At 39.3% G+C, this 18,502-nt stretch carries 18 protein-coding genes; 15 read left to right on the top strand and 3 right to left on the bottom strand.

Annotated features, from left to right (window positions below):
- Positions 1-5: 5 nt before the first annotated feature.
- Both AC570I_RS10375 and AC570I_RS10370 read right to left on the bottom strand, forming a co-directional pair.
- Positions 6-758 (bottom strand): ABC transporter ATP-binding protein, encoded by a 753-nt coding sequence (locus tag AC570I_RS10375; RefSeq protein WP_497405391.1) that lies wholly within the window; start codon positions 756-758, stop codon positions 6-8.
- Positions 758-1,492 carry an MlaE family ABC transporter permease gene (locus AC570I_RS10370; protein ID WP_047798664.1) on the bottom strand — a complete coding sequence of 245 codons (735 nt, stop codon included), beginning with the start codon at positions 1,490-1,492 and terminating at the stop codon, positions 758-760. Before AC570I_RS10370 ends, AC570I_RS10375 begins: the two co-directional genes overlap by 1 nt.
- Before the next feature lie 145 nt (positions 1,493-1,637).
- Here AC570I_RS10370 and AC570I_RS10365 point away from each other — a divergent pair, with 145 nt between their 5' ends.
- From AC570I_RS10365 to AC570I_RS10340, 6 genes are all read left to right on the top strand, one after another.
- The gene (locus AC570I_RS10365) at positions 1,638-2,327 is read left to right on the top strand and encodes an SDR family NAD(P)-dependent oxidoreductase (RefSeq protein ID WP_497405390.1); all 690 of its coding nucleotides are present in this window, start codon (positions 1,638-1,640) and stop codon (positions 2,325-2,327) included.
- A gap of 21 nt (positions 2,328-2,348) precedes the next feature.
- On the top strand, positions 2,349-3,029 hold the full coding sequence (locus AC570I_RS10360) for a PspC domain-containing protein (protein ID WP_047798662.1): 681 nt from the start codon (positions 2,349-2,351) through the stop codon (positions 3,027-3,029).
- 6 nt (positions 3,030-3,035) lie between these two features.
- Positions 3,036-4,001 (top strand): toast rack family protein, encoded by a 966-nt coding sequence (locus tag AC570I_RS10355; RefSeq protein ID WP_047798661.1) that lies wholly within the window; start codon positions 3,036-3,038, stop codon positions 3,999-4,001.
- A gap of 10 nt (positions 4,002-4,011) precedes the next feature.
- Positions 4,012-4,632 carry an RDD family protein gene (locus AC570I_RS10350; protein ID WP_497405389.1) on the top strand — a complete coding sequence of 207 codons (621 nt, stop codon included), beginning with the start codon at positions 4,012-4,014 and terminating at the stop codon, positions 4,630-4,632.
- A 65-nt stretch (positions 4,633-4,697) separates the two neighbouring features.
- Positions 4,698-6,680, top strand: coding sequence for a (E)-4-hydroxy-3-methylbut-2-enyl-diphosphate synthase (ispG, locus tag AC570I_RS10345; RefSeq protein WP_497405388.1), 1,983 nt, complete (start codon positions 4,698-4,700; stop codon positions 6,678-6,680).
- A gap of 12 nt (positions 6,681-6,692) precedes the next feature.
- Entirely contained in the window at positions 6,693-7,964 is a 1,272-nt protein-coding gene (locus tag AC570I_RS10340; protein WP_047798658.1) for a mechanosensitive ion channel family protein, read from the top strand.
- 36 nt (positions 7,965-8,000) lie between these two features.
- On the opposite strand, the gene AC570I_RS10335 is transcribed toward AC570I_RS10340, so the two are convergent.
- Positions 8,001-8,825, bottom strand: coding sequence for an alpha/beta hydrolase family protein (locus tag AC570I_RS10335; RefSeq protein WP_497405387.1), 825 nt, complete (start codon positions 8,823-8,825; stop codon positions 8,001-8,003).
- Between the two features lie 229 nt (positions 8,826-9,054).
- Here AC570I_RS10335 and hemA point away from each other — a divergent pair, with 229 nt between their 5' ends.
- From hemA to AC570I_RS10290, 9 genes are all read left to right on the top strand, one after another.
- The gene (gene hemA, locus AC570I_RS10330) at positions 9,055-10,281 is read left to right on the top strand and encodes a glutamyl-tRNA reductase (RefSeq protein WP_497405386.1); all 1,227 of its coding nucleotides are present in this window, start codon (positions 9,055-9,057) and stop codon (positions 10,279-10,281) included.
- A 233-nt stretch (positions 10,282-10,514) separates the two neighbouring features.
- On the top strand, positions 10,515-12,095 hold the full coding sequence (gene hemC / locus AC570I_RS10325; protein ID WP_197082376.1) for a hydroxymethylbilane synthase: 1,581 nt from the start codon (positions 10,515-10,517) through the stop codon (positions 12,093-12,095).
- A 105-nt stretch (positions 12,096-12,200) separates the two neighbouring features.
- The gene (gene hemB, locus AC570I_RS10320; protein ID WP_047798654.1) at positions 12,201-13,169 is read left to right on the top strand and encodes a porphobilinogen synthase; all 969 of its coding nucleotides are present in this window, start codon (positions 12,201-12,203) and stop codon (positions 13,167-13,169) included.
- Between the two features lie 76 nt (positions 13,170-13,245).
- Positions 13,246-14,616 (top strand): glutamate-1-semialdehyde 2,1-aminomutase, encoded by a 1,371-nt coding sequence (hemL, locus tag AC570I_RS10315; protein WP_497405385.1) that lies wholly within the window; start codon positions 13,246-13,248, stop codon positions 14,614-14,616.
- 45 nt (positions 14,617-14,661) lie between these two features.
- Positions 14,662-15,528: a sensor histidine kinase gene (locus tag AC570I_RS10310; RefSeq protein ID WP_047798653.1), complete on the top strand. Its 867-nt coding sequence runs from the start codon at positions 14,662-14,664 to the stop codon at positions 15,526-15,528.
- Positions 15,529-15,536: 8 nt separating this feature from the next.
- Positions 15,537-16,241 (top strand): response regulator transcription factor, encoded by a 705-nt coding sequence (locus tag AC570I_RS10305; RefSeq protein WP_047798652.1) that lies wholly within the window; start codon positions 15,537-15,539, stop codon positions 16,239-16,241.
- Positions 16,241-16,756: a hypothetical protein gene (locus AC570I_RS10300; protein WP_497405384.1), complete on the top strand. Its 516-nt coding sequence runs from the start codon at positions 16,241-16,243 to the stop codon at positions 16,754-16,756. The genes AC570I_RS10305 and AC570I_RS10300 overlap by 1 nt, the downstream gene beginning before the upstream one ends.
- Positions 16,757-16,903: 147 nt before the next feature.
- A complete protein-coding gene (gene hemE / locus AC570I_RS10295; RefSeq protein WP_047799051.1) occupies positions 16,904-17,929 on the top strand; it encodes a uroporphyrinogen decarboxylase in 1,026 nt (341 codons plus the stop codon).
- 13 nt (positions 17,930-17,942) lie between these two features.
- Positions 17,943-18,497: a CopD family protein gene (locus tag AC570I_RS10290; RefSeq protein ID WP_497405383.1), complete on the top strand. Its 555-nt coding sequence runs from the start codon at positions 17,943-17,945 to the stop codon at positions 18,495-18,497.
- Positions 18,498-18,502: the final 5 nt, after the last annotated feature.

Below are 18,502 nucleotides of genomic sequence, written 5' to 3'. Positions count from 1 at the left end.
GTTATCTAAAACTTGTCTTTTGCAGCTTTCATGAAGCGACTGGCGAAAACAAAATCGTTGAGTTCCTTGATATCGGTATGTGCGATTTCTTTATTACTGCCTTCCCAGAATTTCTTTCCTTCGTGCAAAAATAAAATGTAATCTCCGATGCCCATTACAGAGTTCATGTCATGTGTTACCACTATCGTGGTAGTTTTAAACTCTTCTGTAAGTTCCTGAATCAACTCATCGATCACAATAGATGTTTTAGGATCCAAACCGGAGTTAGGCTCATCACAGAATAAATATTTTGGATTCATTGAAATGGCACGGGCAATACCCACACGCTTTTTCATTCCACCTGAAAGCTCGGCCGGGAATAGCTTGTTTTTTCCGGCGAGATTAACGCGTTCCAGACAAAAGTTGACCCTCTCAATTTTTTCTTTCCTGCTCTGATCGGTGAACATATTTAAAGGAAACATAATATTGTCCTCAACGGTCATGCTGTCAAACAACGCTGAGCCCTGGAACAGCATGCCTATTTCTTTACGCACTTCGATACGCTCTTCGTAAGTCATAGGGGTAAAATCGCGTCCATCGTAAAGTACAGATCCTGAATCGGGCTGGTGCAAACCAACCATACATTTCAACAAAGTTGTTTTTCCTGACCCTGAGCCGCCAATGATCAAGTTGGTAACCCCTTCTTCAAACTTTCCGGAAATACCCTTTAAAACTTCATTTCCCGAAAATGACTTGTATATATCTTTAATCTCGATCATTATAATAACAATTGGGTAACTAAATAATCGCAAACCAAAATGGATATACAACTGATTACAACGGCTCTTGTACTTGCCTGAGAAACCTCTAAAGCACCACCCCTAACATAGAAACCTTCGTAGGCGGGTACAGTAGTAATGATAAATCCAAATACGAAGGCTTTAACAAGTGCAACTACAATCGTATATGGGTTAAAATCGGTTGTAATCCCCTGTATGTATTCAGCAGGCGTAACTGCACCAGAAATAGATCCGCCGATGTATCCTCCGGAAATGCTCAAAAACATTGAAATAATAACCAGCATGGGTACCATGGTAATACCTGCCAACACTTTTGGAAGAATAAGATAACCCGGCGCATTGATGCCCATAATCTCCAATGCATCGATTTGCTCGGTAACACGCATTGATCCGATTTCTGATGAAATTGCTGATCCTATTTTACCTGCAAGCACGATGGCGCTGATGGTTGGACTCAGTTCCAGGATACTCGAATCCCGGTTAACAGATCCAATAATGGTTTTTGGGATAAAGTCGCTTACCAGCTGGAATGCAATTTGCAGCGTCATTACAGCACCGATAAATGTAGAAATAATGGCTATTAAACCCAATGACCCTACGCCGATGTAGTCCATTTGTTTGGCTATTTCTTTTAAGTATATTTTTAGTTTTTCCGGCCTTCTAAATACAGATTTTAGAAGCAGGATGTATCTGCCGAAATTGGTAAAATTCATTCTTTATGTGTTGCTTAATTTAAATGAACATATATAATACTACAAAGAAACGATAAAAAAGTTGTTGGTCTTTGATAATTACAAAATTATTCGTGGTTTTGATTTTAAATATGGTTTTTTGTCAACAAATATTAATCCACAAAAAATGAAAGCTGTAATTACGGGCGCTACTAAAGGAATTGGGAAGGCTATAGCTGTTAAACTTTATGAAAATGGTTATGATTTAGTCATAGCAGCAAGAAACCTAAAGGATCTGGAAGAAATGAGAACCTGTTTAATTAAGCCCGGAAGGAAAATAGATGTTTATCCGGTAGATTTTTCCATTAAAGATGACGTATATCATTTTCTGGATGAGGTAGAAAAAACTGCAGGTTTTGCAGATGTTCTGGTTAATAATGTAGGGACGTATTTGCCGGGAAGTTTATTAGATGAAGAGGATGAAGCTTTCGAAAATCAGCAACACCTAAATGTGAATGCCTGCTATTATATCAGTAAGTTTTTTGCAAAAAAGATGCGTTTAGAGCGGCGTGGACACATTTTTAACATTTGCTCAGTAGCCAGCAACTCACCCGTAAAAAATGGCGGCAGTTACAGTGTAACAAAAGCAGCGATGTTAAGTCTTAATCATGTATTGCGGCAGGAATTAGCGCCACACCATGTAAAGGTTACAGCTTTTTTGCCAGGTTCTACAAAAACATCATCCTGGGAGGGAACTGAGATTCCTGACGAGAAGTTTGTGCAACCTGAAGACATCGCAGAAACACTTTACACCATTTTACAGCTGAGCGCTGGAGTAAATGTGGATGAGGTTTTAATGACGCCGCTTGATTTTTAGTTTACATTTAAAAGTAAGGTTATGGAAAAGAAGCTTTTTAGAAATGAACACGATAAGATGGTTGCAGGGGTGGCTTCTGGACTTGCTGAATATTTGCAGGTTGAAGTTACCATTGTGAGGCTACTCTTTGCTCTGTCTGTCTTTTTTCTGTTTGGGACAGGAATTGTTGCCTACATTATCCTATGGATCGTTGTTCCGGTGAATAACGACCCGGCACGAAGGTTTTCAAAATTTAATGATTATTTTAATAAAAACGCTGCCCCATTTGACTCAGCGAATCCGTTTACCGGGCCAGTTGGTACAGGAAACACAAACTGGACACAACCTGTAAATGATCAGCAAAAGAAACCTTTTGAAACACAGCCGGAATTTAATAAATTCAATAAACCAAATGATACTGGCAGAACTGTAGCCGGCTTGCTGATGCTGGTAATGGGCTGTTTCTTTTTGATGCATCAGCTGGATTTTATACCCAACTGGTTCACATTCCGCAACTTCTTTAAATTCATGTGGCCAATGGTGTTTATTGCATTGGGAATCAGTATTATCGCGAAATCAAAAAGAAAGAACGACTGGGCTAACTTTCAAAATCAGCAAAACCAGGAACAAGACAAAAAAGCAGCTGATTTTTCTGAAACGGTAATAGTGGAGGAAAAACAACCTGAAGAAAATAATTCTACATCAACAAACCCTCAATCATAATTACATATGAAATTAGATAGATTAATATGGGGTATTATATTGCTTTTTATTGGCGGTGTACTCCTTTTGGAAAACTTTGGAATCATAGATTTTTACTGGCGTAATGTTTGGGGATTCTGGCCAATATTTTTGATTATAGGTGGTTTAAATATTTTATTTAACCGGAACAATTCGCAAACCGGAAGCATTATTTCCATAGCCGTACTGGTGATTTCTCTTTCATTTCTGTTTTTTAAAGGTCAGCAAGAACCGCAAAGAGGAAACTGGTGGGGTAATAATTTCAAAAAAGATATAGATGTTAACATTGATGATGACCATAACGACGATCAGGATACGGCATTTAATATGTTGAATTTATCGGAGCCTTTTGTTGACACCGACAGCGCTAAAAAAACAGTTTTAAATATTTCAGGAGGCGGACTTTCATTCAACCTGGATGGTGAAACATCATCTTTAATCAATGCTGATGTGAAGAAACGTCATGGTAATTTCTCTTTGAAGAAATTGGTTACAGATTCTGCAACTGTGCTCACCTTTAGTATGGACGATCGTAAAAGTAAATGGAAGTTTGGCGACAACGGCAATGATGTCGGATTCAAGCTTAACAAGGCTGCCAAATGGGATATCCTGATGAAATTAGGAGCAGGGGAGGCGAACTTCGATTTTACTGATTACAAAGTTCGCACTTTCCGTTTTGATGGCGGGGCAGCTGCGCTGGATATTAAGTTTGGCGATTTGCTACCCATTACCGATGTGGTTGTTAAATCGGGGGTAGCCAATGTCGAAATTAAGATTCCTGAAACCTCTGGTTGCAGGATCAAAACCAAAACAGGTTTATCTGCAAAGGACTTTGAAGGATTTGAAAAACTGAGTGAAGGCGTATATGAAACTTCAAACTATAAAACCTCAACTAAAAAAATCTTTATCAATTTAGATGGCGGATTAAGTAACTTTGAGGTAAGCAGATATTAAATCACAATCCTTGAATCCTACAAATCCTGATCAGTACACAGTTGTGGTTAACGGTAAGCCACAAGGTCCTTACAGTTTAGCTGAACTGAAAGATTTAAACATAAAGCCAAATACATTTGTCCGCAAACCGGGTATGGATGATTATAAGGAAGCTCACGCAATGGAAGAATTGCGTGAGCTTCTGGGTTTTACTTATCAGAAAACTGCACCTCAGTACTTTGCCTCATTTGATCAGCGACTGCTTGCTTCCGTTATTGATCACTTCCTGATATTCGGAATCTATATCGTGATCGTTTTAACCAGCTTTATTTTTATTGAGGGCAAGGAACAAAGGATGCTGGCAATTACAGCCCCTTTCCCGATGATATTCATTGTAAAGATTATATACAGCATTTTTGCTGAATCATCACTAAGGCAAGGCACTCTCGGAAAAAGAATATTGAGTATTAAGGTTACTGACCTTGAAGGAAGCAGGATTTCATTTGGTAAATCTCTTGCCAGGAACATCTGCCGGATGTTTTCCGTACTACCTCTTTTCTTTGGTTATTTATATTGTTTTCTAAATAAGAAAAACCAATGCTGGCACGATATAGCTGCTGAGACCTTAGTTGTAAAAGACAGGTTGATATAGCTTTTTGGGCATTCTCTCATCCAAAATTCTCTCATTCGAAATTCTATCTATATCTTTGCAATCGCATGGAAAATATATTGGCACAGCATGAATTAAGTGGTGGATATTGTAACAGTTTAACACGGTATTCGAGGTTTTTAACCCGTGAGGTGAAGATTGGTGATATTGCCTTAGGCGGTCATAATCCGATCCGCATTCAATCGATGACGACGACTGATACGATGGACACCATTGGCACAGTAGAGCAGACCATCCGCATGGTTGAGTCGGGCTGTGAATATGTACGGATTACTGCTCCGAGCATTAAGGAGGCAGAAAATTTAGCCAATATTAAAAAAGAACTGCGCTTTCGTGGCTACGATGTTCCGCTCATTGCCGACATACATTTTACACCCAATGCTGCGGAAATGGCAGCGAGAATTGTAGAAAAAGTTCGTGTTAACCCCGGTAATTATGCCGATAAAAAGAAATTCGAAAACCTGGAATATACACAGGATGCCTATAGCGCCGAGCTTGAGCGGATTAACAAAAAGTTTATTCCGCTAATTAAAATCTGCAAGGAATACGGTACGGCTATGCGTATCGGAACCAATCATGGTTCGCTCTCTGACCGGATCATGAGTCATTATGGAGATACGCCACGTGGGATGGTTGAATCGGCAATGGAGTTCATCCGGATGTGTGAAGCAGAGAATTACTATAACCTGGTCATTTCCATGAAAGCCAGTAACACACAAGTGATGGTGCAGGCCTATCGTTTGCTAGTTGAAACCATGGTTAAAGAAGGAATGAATTACCCTCTGCACCTGGGGGTAACTGAGGCCGGAGATGGGGAAGATGGAAGGATTAAGTCAGCTGTTGGCATAGGTACTTTGCTGGAAGACGGATTGGGCGATACCATACGTGTTTCTTTAACTGAAGATCCTGAATTTGAAGCACCGGTAGCCAAAGCACTTGCAGACCGTTACGCTGTTAGAAAATCAGGTCCGGAGGCATTAATCCAGGAATCTGGTTTTACCTCACCAGTTTTGCCGCTCACCTCATCTGTTAAGACTTATTCTCCATATGCTTACTCGCGAAGGATTACTGAAGCTGTTCAGCACATAGGTGGGCACCACCATCCTTCGGTGATGATTGATGTTTCTGGTGAAAACCTTAAAGATCCCTATTTCCTAAGTTCGGTTGGTTACCATTACAGCGCTATTCTGGATAAATATAATCTTGCTGATCAGGCTTTTGATTTAGCATTTCTTGGTGATCATCTGCCTTCATTTTCATTTCCCGGAAACCTGAAGCAGATTTACAATTATAAAACCTGGCTTAAATTAAAAGACAAAAACAACTGTCATCCGTTGTTTTCGTTAGCGGAATTTGACGAAACGGATATGAAGGATGAGTTTTTGAACTTTCTTGAAATTGATGCCAGCCAGTTAAAAGACTTAAAAATTAATCAGTTCACCAATGTTGTTCTGATTCTTAAAACTGGAGCATTGCATGGAATGGCGGAGCAAAGGGCATTTTTTGTAGGATTGCAGGAACGAAATATTCAAGTTCCGGTTATCATAAAAAGAAGCTATAATAGCCTTGATGCGGATACCTTAACATTGTATGCCGCCACAGATATCGGTGCGCTATTTACCGACGGATTTGGAGATGGAATATGGATAGATGCCCGTGGACATGATTTATCGCTTGTTAATTCCACCAGCTTTGGTATTCTACAGGCAACAAGGACAAGAATCAGTAAAACAGAATATATTTCCTGCCCCAGTTGTGGGCGAACACTTTTTGATCTGCAGGAAACCACTCAGCTAATCCGCTCACGTACAGATCATTTAAAAGGTTTAAAAATAGGAATAATGGGCTGTATTGTGAATGGCCCGGGTGAAATGGCGGATGCAGATTATGGTTATGTTGGTACAGGACCTGATAAGATTACACTTTACCGCGGACAGGAAGTGGTTAAGAAAAATGTAACTACTGCCTTTGCTTTGGATGAATTGATTAATATTATCAAGGATGATGGTAATTGGGTGGAAAAAGTTTAAAAACATTCCTTCATGAAAATCCTCCAATTTCCAACAATATTTAGTGAATTACGCCGCCTCTTGACGGAGCAAGGGCTAACTGGCGGAGAGCTGGTATATTCCTATTTTTTGCTGGGATTTATCGGGGTAACACTATTTTTGTTCGTTACAATTTTCGTTACCAGACAGGCGTTTATTGCAGCTGTTAAAAGCGCAAAGACTAAACCTGACTGGCAAAAAGCATTGTTCGAATTTAGGGTGTTCAGGGCATTTGCACTCATTTTCGGTGCTTATATTATTTACAATGCAGTTCCCTATGTATTTCTGGACTTCAAAAACTGGCTGTTTTATGCGTTAATTATTTCCAGGATTTATGTGGTTTTAGCAATTATGTTCGCCATAAATGCTTTCCTGAATGCCCTCGTTTCCATTATGGAGTCTTCCAGGAAATACGCAGATAAGCCTGTGAGGAGTTATAAGCAGGTTGCAAAAATTATCATTTATATATTAGGATTTGTTTTGATTCTTTCGATTATCCTGAATGAATCACCCCTATACATTTTTGGAGGTTTTGGTGCTGTTACTGCGGTTTTTATCCTTGTTTTTCGCGATCCGATTTTAGGTTTCGTCGCTTCAGTACAAATGAGCGCTATCGATTTGGTTCGGGTGGGCGACTGGATTACAGTTGAAAAATATGGCGCTGACGGGGAGGTAACAGAGATAAATTTAACCACTATTAAGGTGAGGAATTGGGACAAAACTGTAACCATTGTACCAAGTTATGCTATTGTTAGTGAGTCGTTTAAGAACTGGCGGGCAATGGAAGAAAGTGAGGGGAGAAGGATAAAGCGACATATCAATATTAAAATTTCCAGCATTAAGTTTTGCGATGATGAGCTTATTGACCGTCTAAAAACCATTGATTTTTTAAAGGAATATCTGAGCGAAACCCAGAAACACATCGAATTATATAATAAGGAAAACACGGTCGATCCATCGAACCTGGTAAATGGGAGGCATATGACTAATATCGGCACTTTCCGCGTCTACGCAGAAAAATACCTCCAAAGTAATCCTTATATCAATACCGACCTGACTTTTATGGTTCGCCAGTTACAAGCAACAGAAAACGGACTTCCAATAGAAATTTACGTATTCTCTAAAGAAAAAGGGCTGAAAAAATTTGAAGAGGTTGCTGCTGATATTTTTGACCATTTACTTGCTGCTGTTCCATATTTCGACCTGGAAATTTTTCAAAGTCCGAGCGGAAGTGATATGCGTGGATTTGTAAGAGGAGGGAACTGAGTTTCATGATCTGCAATTCCCTTTTTAATGGGTGGTTTATTCGCTCAAAAAAATCAACACTTTTTCACATACTTTAAATAAAAGTGGCGGCAAGGTTTCGCTTTTATATGGATGCGATGCACCATATACATGATTTGCACCTTCAATTTTTTTGAGCCTGCTGTTTGGATTGGCATCTGCCAGCTTTTGTGCATTTTCGTAAGGAACGTTAACATCATCGTCGCCCTGCACAATTAACCATGGAATACTGATTCTCTTTGCGGCCTCCATGATATTTAATGCTTCGTTGTTGCTCTCAAAGTCTTCAAGCAATGCAACATGTAAAGGCATTTGTTCTTTCGTTCTTGCATTGGTTACAAAGATCTTCCCATTTTTCTTCCAATCTGACTCCTGCTCTTTTTTCCAAAGACTATCAAATGCAGATATAGCACTCCAGGTAATTAATTTTTTAATTCGCAGATCATTTGATGCTTCAATGATTGCTAATCCACCGCCCCTGCTGTGTCCGATTAAATTAACTTCGGCATCTTTTCCATACGCTTTTTCGATGAAATCCAGAACAGCATTCACGTCAAAAAGTTCCTTTGATACGGTGTTATTGGCAAAACTTTCTAAATCTGTAACATCTGCCGGATGCTCAGCAGGAACGCCGCTGTGTGATAAATTGAATTTGATATAACGATAGCCGTTGGCCGCAAAATACCGTGCAACCAGGTTATGGGCACCCCAATCTTTAAAACCTTTGAAGCCGTGAACGAAGAGTACAATTGGCGTATTTGGGTTTTTATCATCGAAAGTAATGTCGCCGATAATTAATTTTCCATCTGAACCGCTAAGGCTAAAATCATTTTGTGTAATCATAGTTTAAGGAGTTGATATAGCATATAAACCTAATAAAGGTGATTTTGTTATTGTAGTAGTGTGAGTAGCTCAGCTTTTTAAATGTTTATTGCATCATTGACTGTGCTATTGTCAGGGTTAAGCTTCTATTTAAAACCGTTCTAAATTAATGTAAATTACAGATTAATGACGGTGACATGCACCAACCGTATTACTTTTGTATCCCGATAATAGTTAATAACGGAAGCACTTGGAATATTTAAAAGTAATAGCTTTTACGCATCACCACATCGACCTGAAGTCTTTAGGGAAGTTAGTTATTTGTGACCAGAGTTTAGACAGCAGATTGAAAAATATTCAAGCTGAACTTCCTGTTAGCGAAATTTTTTATATCGGTACCTGTAACCGGGTAGAGTTTGTTTTTCTGACTAAAGAAAAAACAAACAAAGAATTCGTAACGAAATTCCTCACTGTTCTGGATATGGGTTTGCCTCCTGAGTTTATGGAGCGTTTTCTTGATAACGTTACCGTATATGAGAATGAAGAGGCCTTTAATCACTTGTTGAGAACATCGTGCTCTTTAGAGAGTCTGGTTGTTGGCGAAAAAGAAATCCTTGCTCAGATACGCAGAGCCTATGAAAATTGCCGCGATGCTGGTTTCACTGGCGACTACATGCGCATGATTATGGATAGGGTTGTAAAAACGGCGAAGGAAGTTTATACGCACACTAACATTTCAAAAAATCCTGTTTCTGTAGTTTCGCTGGCCTATCGTAAGCTGAAAGAACTGAACATGTGTGGTAACTCACGTGTCTTAATTATTGGTGCAGGTGAAACCAATCAAAATATTGCCAAATACCTGAATAAACATAAATATTCAAACTTTTCTATTTTCAACCGTACGCTTTCCAAAGCAGAAACACTTGCTGAAGAGTTGAATGGTAAAGCCTATCCTTTAGAAGCTTTAGAACATTTTGATGAGGGCTTTGATGTAATCATCACCTGTACAGGATCAACCGAAGCCATTATCAGCGAGACGCTTTATGCAAAATTGCTGAATGGCGATACTGGCAAAAAAGTCATTGTAGATCTGGCTATTCCTAACGATGTTGCCCCTGCGGTAATTCATAACAACCCTGTTCATTACATCGAGGTAGAATCTTTAAAAGAGGTTGCCCGTAAAAATATTCAGGAGCGCTACAACGAGCTTGTGCATGCTGAAGATATCATCAGCAATAATATCGCTGATTTTTTCACAGTTTTAAAACAACGCCGCATTGAATTGGCCATGCAGGAAGTGCCCCGTAAAATTAAAGAAATTAAAAATACGGCATTAAATGGTGTGTTTGCTGACGAAATTAGTCAGATGGATGATGCTTCACGCGAAGTTCTGGAACGTGTGATGAATTACATGGAAAAAAAATGCATCAGCGTTCCAATGATCATGGCTAAAGAAATTCTGGTTAATCAATCTTAGTTCTTCCGTGCTTATATTGATATAGTCTGTCTTTATCATATTATTATTTTCAATTCTGCCTTTAAATTCCGGTTATGTGATTGCCTGGATATTCTGTGTTTACATAAATCAGGATACCTGTGTCATAGAAATGCCTGGAATGATCTCATCTGTAACCTCACTGTCTCATTTTTAAACAATTCATAGGATAAAGCACTATTTAATTTAAATTTGCAGTTCATTAAAAGTTTATAGTGAAGAAATTAACCATCGGAACACGCGGTAGCGAACTTGCTTTATGGCAGGCAAATCATATTCAGTCAGAATTGACTGCTATAGGAATAGAGTCGGAAATCAAAATCATAAAAACTCAGGGTGACAAAATTCTGAACTTAAGATTAGATAAATTAGAAGGAAAAGGTTTTTTTACAAAGGAACTTGAAGAGGAGCTTTTAGGGGGTACAATCGATCTTGCTGTACATTGCTTAAAAGATTTGCCCACTACACACCCCGCCGGGTTAACTATAGCCGCTATTCCTCCTCGTGAAGAAGCTACTGAATATCTTCTAATTTTGAAAGATTGTGTAGATATTTCGCAGAAGATGTCGTTAAAAAAAGGGGCGATGGTTGGAACCTCATCCAATAGGAGGAAGGCACAGCTTTTGGGTTTACGTGCCGATCTGGAGATTGAAGATCTGCGTGGCAATGTTCCCACTCGTATTCAAAAACTTCGTGACGAAAACTACGACGCCATTATGCTGGCTAAGGCAGGCATTAAACGTTTGGGTTTAGATGTTAGTGAATTTCATGTTGAAGAACTGGAGCCTACTGAATTTGTTCCTGCTCCTGCTCAGGGTGCTTTGGCCATTCAAATCAGGGAGAATGATACTGAACTGTTTGACGCCCTACAAAAACTTCATCACCCTGAAACGGCTGAAGAAGTTGGCGTGGAACGGAAAGTCCTAAATCTTTTTGAAGGGGGCTGTCACATGCCTTTAGGTTGCTATTGCAAAAAAGAAGATGGTTTATTCGAAGTTTGGACGTCAAAAGCTGAAACGGCTGATGATTTCCCGGAACGTTTATTTATCCGCTCGGAAACTACCAATGGATTAGCAGAGAAGATTGTTGCCAAGTTTGATCAGGATAGAAAAAAACCGTCAAAGGTTTTTATCTCCCGCGACATTGGTGAACATAGTTATTTCCGCAAAGCGCTGGAAAGTAACAATATTGAAATTGAAGGCCGTTCATTAATCCGGACTTTCCCGATCGTAACAGTTTTAGATCAGTTCATATTAAAAAATATTGATTGGATTTTCTTCAGTAGCAGAAACAGTGTGGAGTATTTCTTCAACCTGAAACCTCAATTACCCAAGAAAACTAAGTTTGGTGTGGTTGGGCGGGGATCGGAAGACGCTTTACGTAAATTCAACCACTTTGCCGATTTCGTTGGTTCAAGTGGCGACATTACAGAGGTTGCCGAGGATTTCGCGAAACTGGTTTCAGGTAAAAATATACTCTTCCCAAGAGCTCAGGATTCTTTGCAGTCGATTCAAAAATCTTTGCCAGCAGATGCAAAAGTGATCGATTTACCCATTTATGAAACCGTAATTGAAGAAAATATCGATCAGAGTTATGCCGAAGTACTGATCTTTACCAGTCCATCAAATGTTGATGCTTATTTCGCGGATAATTTACTGGAGCCCGGACAACAGGTAATTGCCATTGGAAATTCTACTGGTAAGAAATTTGATGAAATGGGTGTTAAGTACACTTTACCATATTCGCCAGATGAGATTGGATTAGCAGAAGCTGTTTTTGGAATAGATATGAAATAGAGATAGTGGCTGGAAAACCGCATTCTCACTGCTGAGCAAAAATAATTTGAGTTCAATAATAAGTTGATCAGCTCTCGAAAATAAATACTTGATATTAATTAGAATATGTTACATCGTCCGAGAAGATTGAGGAAAAATCCACTGGTGAGAGAGATGGTAGCCGAAACCCGGCTATCTAAAGATATGTTTGTTTACCCCTATTTTGTGGTACCAGGAACGGGTGTTACACATGCTATTGATGCGATGCCGGGCGTCAACCATTATTCGGTTGATACGCTTGTAAAGGATGTAGAAGCAGGATTAAAGAGAGGCCTGAACAAGGTGATGATTTTTGGCGTGGGAGATGAAAAGTCAGCTGATGCAAAATCAGCTTATCATGATCACTCATTGGTACCAACCGCCGTTCGTGAACTGAAGAAACAATTTGGTGAAGATTTGTATGTGATTACTGACGTATGCGTTTGTTCTTACACCACTCACGGACATTGTGGGATCATGGAAAACGATTATGTTCAAAATGATAAAACTGTTGATGTAATTGCTAAAATGGCCTTAACACATGCCCAGGCTGGTGCTGATATGTTTGCACCTTCGGATATGATGGATGGTAGAATTGAGGCGATGCGGAATTTGCTGGATGATAATGGATTTGTAAATGCAGCGATTATGAGCCATGCTACCAAATTTGCTTCTGCGTACTATGGACCGTTTAGAGAAGCGGCCGACTGTACCCCAAGTAAAGGAGATCGTAAAGCCTATCAGATGGATTTTAGAAACCCATTGGAGGCCCTACGTGAAGCTCAACTGGACGAACAGGAAGGTGCAGATGTGTTAATGGTTAAACCTGGGTTAGCTTATCTCGACATAATTCAGCGGTTAAAGCAGGATACTAACTTACCTATAGCTGTTTACAATGTTTCCGGAGAGTATTCTATGGTAAAAGCCGCTGCTCAACGCGGTTGGATTGACGAACAGAAAGTAGTAATGGAAACCATGCATGCTTTTGCCAGAGCGGGTGCCAGTATAATTACCACCTACCATATTAAAGATATTTTAAACAATGAGTGGCTTTAAGGGTTAAGCCTGAATGATTTCGGGTTTGAATCCCGGACTTTTTGCCTTCTACCTTGCAGCCTCCAACCATAAAAAGATGTTAGATTCAATAAAAAAAATGTTTTCAGGCAACGAAGCCGATATCCCTGTAAATACCGGGAGTAAACCTGATATTTCCCGAGTAAAATCAGCTGAACTGTATGAGAAGTCTAAAACATATTTCCCTGGTGGAGTGAACTCACCGGTAAGGGCTTTTAAATCTGTTTATGGAACACCACTTTTCATTGAGAAGGGGGATGGTTGCTACATTTGGGATGCTGATGGTAATCAGTTTATTGACTTTTGTGGGAGCTGGGGACCTTTGATCCTTGGACATAACAACCCAAAAATCAGAGAGAAAGTTACAGAGGTGATGCAGAACGGAATGAGTTTTGGTGCGCCAACAGCTTTGGAAAATGAAATTGCGGAGTTGATCATTAAAAATAATCGCTTTGTAGAAAAAATCCGTTTTACAAGTTCGGGTACAGAAGCCGTAATGTCGGCTATTCGCTTAGCAAGAGGCTTTACAGGCAGGGATAAAATATTGAAGTTTGAAGGATGCTACCATGGTCATAGTGATTCACTTTTGGTGAAGGCTGGTTCAGGACTGGTTACATTCGGAGAAACATCGTCTGCCGGCGTTCCAAAGTCTTTTGCAGAAGAAACTATTGTCATCCCACTAAATGATACCGCTGCAATTGAACAGGCTTTTTCACAGTTTAAAGACCAGATTGCTGCAGTAATAATTGAAGGCATTCCTGCAAACAATGGTTTGATTATTCAGGATGAAGATTACATTCACTTCTTGCGTAAAATTTGTACAGATAATAATTCTCTTTTGATTTTTGATGAGGTGATTACAGGTTTTCGGGTTGGTTTTGAAGGTGCAGCAGCATATTATGGTATTACGCCGGATATAGTTACCTACGGAAAGATTATCGGTGGCGGACTCCCTGTTGGTATGTATGGTGCTTCGGCGGAAATTATGGCGCATATTTCTCCTGATGGCGGCGTTTATCAGGCGGGTACCTTGTCTGGTAATCCGGTTGCAATGGCTGCAGGTATTGCCACGCTAACTGAGCTCAGTAAATCTGGTTTTTACAAAGATCTGAACGCTAAAGCGCAGGAGTTTGTTGCCAGCATACAACGCTTTGCAACAGCCAGAAACTATAAGTTTAAGGTTTTTACTGTTGGCTCTATCTTTTGGTTTGCCTTCACTGATAAGGATAAAATTCAATCGGCTGATGATATTGATGCCAATGGCATGGAGAAATTTAAAATCATGCACCGCGAGTTACTAAACAGAGGCATATACCTGGGGCCATCCGGATATGAAGTAGGTTTTGTATCTTCAGCACATACTAAAATAGAGCTGGAAAAAGCAAAAAGGGCAATTTTTGAAGCACTTGATTTTGTGTTCAAAAAATAATGTTCAAATGAGTATCAATAACCTAACCGGCCTCAACCCGAAATAATGAAAAAATCAATTATCATATTTTATGCGTTATTGCTTTATGCCCTGGTTCAGCTCATTTCCTGGGGCACTTTAGTAGTGCGTTTACAACCTAGCCGCATGACAATGATTATGGGTGAGGGTTCAGTGTTTTTGTTTTTGCTTTGTATAGGGGGATATTTCTTGCATCAATCATTAAAACGCGAGGATAAATTAAGAGAACAGCAGCAGAATTTCCTCATGTCAATTACGCATGAATTGAAATCACCGTTAGCAGCAATCAAACTTTCTATCCAGACCATTGTTAAAAGAGATTTAGATAAAGCACGTCAGGTTTCTTTGTTAAATAATTCGCTAAAAGATATTGAACGCTTAGATGATCTGGTTGAAAACATGTTATTGGCAACTAAAATTGAAAACCGGTCATATACCTTCCCTAAAGAAGAATTTAACTTCTCTGAGCTGGTTTATAAAATAACAGATCGGTTGCAGGTCCATTCCTGCGGAAATGAGCAATTGATAAACGCCCAGATTCAGCCAAATTTGCAGATTATGGGTGACAAGTTTGCCTTATCGTCAGTTGTTACAAATTTGATAGAAAATGCAGTTAAATACTCAAGTCCCTGTGATGAGATAAATGTGCTTTTAGATAAAGTAGATGGGCATATTCAGTTAAGTGTAATCGATAAAGGTCCGGGTATTTCAGATCCCGAAAAAATGTTGATATTTGATAAGTTTTACCGCGTTGGTAATGAGAATGTCAGGAAAGCGAAAGGAACAGGTTTAGGCTTGTTTATTGTGAAAGAGGTTTTACAATACCATGATGCAGATATTACTGTAAAAGACAATTTGCCTCAGGGGAGTATTTTTGAAGTAACATTTAGTTAATCTCAATTATGTCACAAAAATTAAGAATTCTATTGGTAGAAGACGAGGACCACTTGTTAGATGCTATCAAATTAAACCTCGAACTTGAGGGTTATAAAGTTCACGCCGTTAAAGATGGCAAAACCGCTCTTAAAGTATTTAAAGAAGAACGTTTCAATCTGATCGTTTTAGATGTTATGCTTCCTGAAATGGATGGTTTTCAGGTTTGTGAGACAATCCGCTTAGAGAATGCTGAAGTGCCTATTATGTTTTTAACCGCAAAGAATACATCGGAAGACCGGGTATTAGGATTGAAGAAGGGGGCTGATGATTATTTGGTTAAACCTTTCAACCTCGAAGAACTTATCCTTCGTGTGGGGATTCTGGTTAAACGCAGCTTGAAAGCTGATGATCTGAAAGAACTGAACTCTTATAAAATTGGTGATAAAACCATTTATTTCAACTCTTTTGAACTTAAACATGATGACGGTACCATCACCCCGTTAACCAAAAAGGAAACCATGTTGCTGAAGCTTTTAATTGAGCGTAAAAATGAAGCAGTCTCCCGCGAGCAAATTCTGGAGACAGTTTGGAACTATGATGTTTATCCGTCGACGAGAACGATTGACAATTTCATTTTAACATTCCGTAAGTATTTTGAACCGGATCAAAAAAATCCTGTTTACTTTCATTCCATTCGTGGTGTCGGTTATAAATTTACTGATATTCATTAATGTATAATAATAAGGGTAGGTATGCTTTAATGGCTGTTTTTATTGCAGCTGCTTTGGTTTGCCTTTATTACGAACACTACCAGCTGGCTGCTTTGGCAGCCTTCTTGTTTGGATTTACCATCTGGAGCCACTTCAGGCACAGCTCTGTATTAATGGCTTCCAAACACTTCAAAAATAATGAATTTGGTAAAGCGCAATTGCTGCTTGATGAAGTAAGGAGCCCGGAAAGACTGGCTAAAAGCCGCAGAGGCTATTATGAATTTATGAAAGGCAATATGGCCTTGAAAGAGGAAGAATGGGACAAAGCTGAATATCACTTTCAGCTGGCAAGCCGTTTTCCTGTTGGGGGCAAAACTCAGAAGGGATATGTGCTGATTCACCTGGCAAATCTGGCTTTGCGTAAAAAAGATAAAGAAAGGGCAGAGGCTTATGTTAAGCTCGCAAAAGAGCTTGTTGAAACAGCCCGTTCAAAAGATATCATCGTTAAGATCGAAAAGGAATTAAACAGATTATAATATTCAAATTGTCATTTTGAAAAACGAAGTACCGGTTTAGGAATAAAAAGGTATTTCGTTTTTTTTTATTTTATACCTTTGCGGAATTACAATTTTAAGAATTAAGTAGCTAAGGACTTAAAGCCCTTGATGCCCGAAATACAAATCATGAAGAATAATTTATTTTTAGACGCAGCATTTTCGAAACAAACAGAGCGTCCGCCGGTATGGATGATGCGTCAGGCTGGTCGTTTTATGCCACAATACTGGGAGATCAAAAACAAGTACTCTTTCTTAGAGATGTGCAAAACTCCTGAAATTGCCGCTGATGTAACGATGCTGCCTGTTGATTTATTGGGTATCGATGCTGCCATTTTATTCTGTGATATCCTGGTAACCGGCGAGGCTATGGGTGGCGATTTGAGTTTTACCCAGGGCGTTGGTCCGAAGTTCGCGAATCCTGTCCGCAACGCTCAGGACATTGAAAACCTGAATGTAGATTGTTTAGACGAATTACAATATGTTGCCGATGCAATTAAGGTAATTCAGCAACGTTTGGATGGAAGCATCCCTTTAATTGGTTTTGCCGGTGCACCTTTTACGGTAATGAGCTACCTGATTGAAGGTGGTTCTTCTAAAGATTTCAAACTAACAAAGCTATTTATCCATAATCAACCTGAACTTGCACACAAGCTTCTGGCTAAAATTGCGAAAGTGACCGCTGATTATCTAAACCTTCAGATTGCAGCTGGTGTAAATGCCGTTCAGATTTTTGATAGCTGGGCACTGGCCTTATCATGGAACGACTATCAGGAATTTTCTCACCGTTACATTCAGGAGATTATCGCTAACCTCAACAGAAAGGATGTTCCTGTAATTTCTTTCTGTAAAGGAAGCTCAGTTTTTGCACCGGTAATGGCAGAGGCAAAACCCGATGTAATTTCGGTAGACTGGAATGCTGATTTACTAAACATTAAAAACGCTTTGCCAGCTGGTATTGCTGTTCAGGGGAATTTAGATCCACATATTCTATACGCAGATCAAAGTGTAATTAAGGCACAAATTCATAAATTATTTGAACGTATGCGTGGAACAGAAGGGTTTATATTCAATTTGGGCCATGGAATTATGCCTGATATCCCTTTTGATAACGTGAAGTATGCGATTGAGGTAGTGAAAGAGTTTAGATATTAATTTCTAACATAGGATGATAGATATTTTACTGCCATATTACCAGTATTTCAAAGCCGTTCACATCGTATTTGTAATAAGCTGGATGGCGGGTCTTTTCTATATCTTAAGCCTTTTTATTTACCACACAGAAGCCAACGATAAATCAGAACCAGAAAAAAGTATCCTCCTTAAACAATTTGTTAAAATGGAGGCTACTTTATGGAAAATTATTTGCCAGCCTGCAATGATTATTACATTTGTGGCAGGAGTAGGGATGCTCAACCTAAACAACAGTCTTTTACAAATGGACTGGATGTGGGTAAAACTCGGCTTCGTGTTTGGTTTGCTGATTTACCATTTCATCTGCGGAAATATTGTTAAACAACTCCAAAACAATCAATTCAAAATGACGAGCTTTCAGCTGAGGTTATGGAGGGAACTGGCCACCATTTTTATGATTGCCATTGTTTTCGTCGTGATTCTAAAAAATGCATTAAACTGGATCTACGGCTTAATTGGGATCATGGGTGTTGCGTTGGCGATTATGATTGCTGTCAAACTGTATAAAAATTACAGGTTGAAGAAGTAGGCTCA

This window comes from Pedobacter sp. A2324 (assembly GCF_059693705.1).
Note: the sequence above shows the minus strand (reverse complement) of the source record. Positions and strands in the feature narration are given on the sequence as shown.

What these genes read in the sequence shown, in the direction of transcription:
- AC570I_RS10375 (WP_497405391.1), bottom strand. Translation starts at nt 758, where the DNA reads ATGATCGAGATTAAAGATATATACAAGTCATTTTCGGGAAATGAAGTT.
- AC570I_RS10370 (WP_047798664.1), bottom strand. Translation starts at nt 1,492, where the DNA reads ATGAATTTTACCAATTTCGGCAGATACATCCTGCTTCTAAAATCTGTA.
- AC570I_RS10365 (WP_497405390.1), top strand. Translation starts at nt 1,638, where the DNA reads ATGAAAGCTGTAATTACGGGCGCTACTAAAGGAATTGGGAAGGCTATA.
- AC570I_RS10360 (WP_047798662.1), top strand. Translation starts at nt 2,349, where the DNA reads ATGGAAAAGAAGCTTTTTAGAAATGAACACGATAAGATGGTTGCAGGG.
- AC570I_RS10355 (WP_047798661.1), top strand. Translation starts at nt 3,036, where the DNA reads ATGAAATTAGATAGATTAATATGGGGTATTATATTGCTTTTTATTGGC.
- ispG (WP_497405388.1), top strand. Translation starts at nt 4,698, where the DNA reads ATGGAAAATATATTGGCACAGCATGAATTAAGTGGTGGATATTGTAAC.
- AC570I_RS10340 (WP_047798658.1), top strand. Translation starts at nt 6,693, where the DNA reads ATGAAAATCCTCCAATTTCCAACAATATTTAGTGAATTACGCCGCCTC.
- AC570I_RS10335 (WP_497405387.1), bottom strand. Translation starts at nt 8,825, where the DNA reads ATGATTACACAAAATGATTTTAGCCTTAGCGGTTCAGATGGAAAATTA.
- hemB (WP_047798654.1), top strand. Translation starts at nt 12,201, where the DNA reads ATGTTACATCGTCCGAGAAGATTGAGGAAAAATCCACTGGTGAGAGAG.
- hemL (WP_497405385.1), top strand. Translation starts at nt 13,246, where the DNA reads ATGTTAGATTCAATAAAAAAAATGTTTTCAGGCAACGAAGCCGATATC.
- AC570I_RS10310 (WP_047798653.1), top strand. Translation starts at nt 14,662, where the DNA reads ATGAAAAAATCAATTATCATATTTTATGCGTTATTGCTTTATGCCCTG.
- AC570I_RS10305 (WP_047798652.1), top strand. Translation starts at nt 15,537, where the DNA reads ATGTCACAAAAATTAAGAATTCTATTGGTAGAAGACGAGGACCACTTG.
- AC570I_RS10300 (WP_497405384.1), top strand. Translation starts at nt 16,241, where the DNA reads ATGTATAATAATAAGGGTAGGTATGCTTTAATGGCTGTTTTTATTGCA.
- hemE (WP_047799051.1), top strand. Translation starts at nt 16,904, where the DNA reads ATGAAGAATAATTTATTTTTAGACGCAGCATTTTCGAAACAAACAGAG.
- AC570I_RS10290 (WP_497405383.1), top strand. Translation starts at nt 17,943, where the DNA reads ATGATAGATATTTTACTGCCATATTACCAGTATTTCAAAGCCGTTCAC.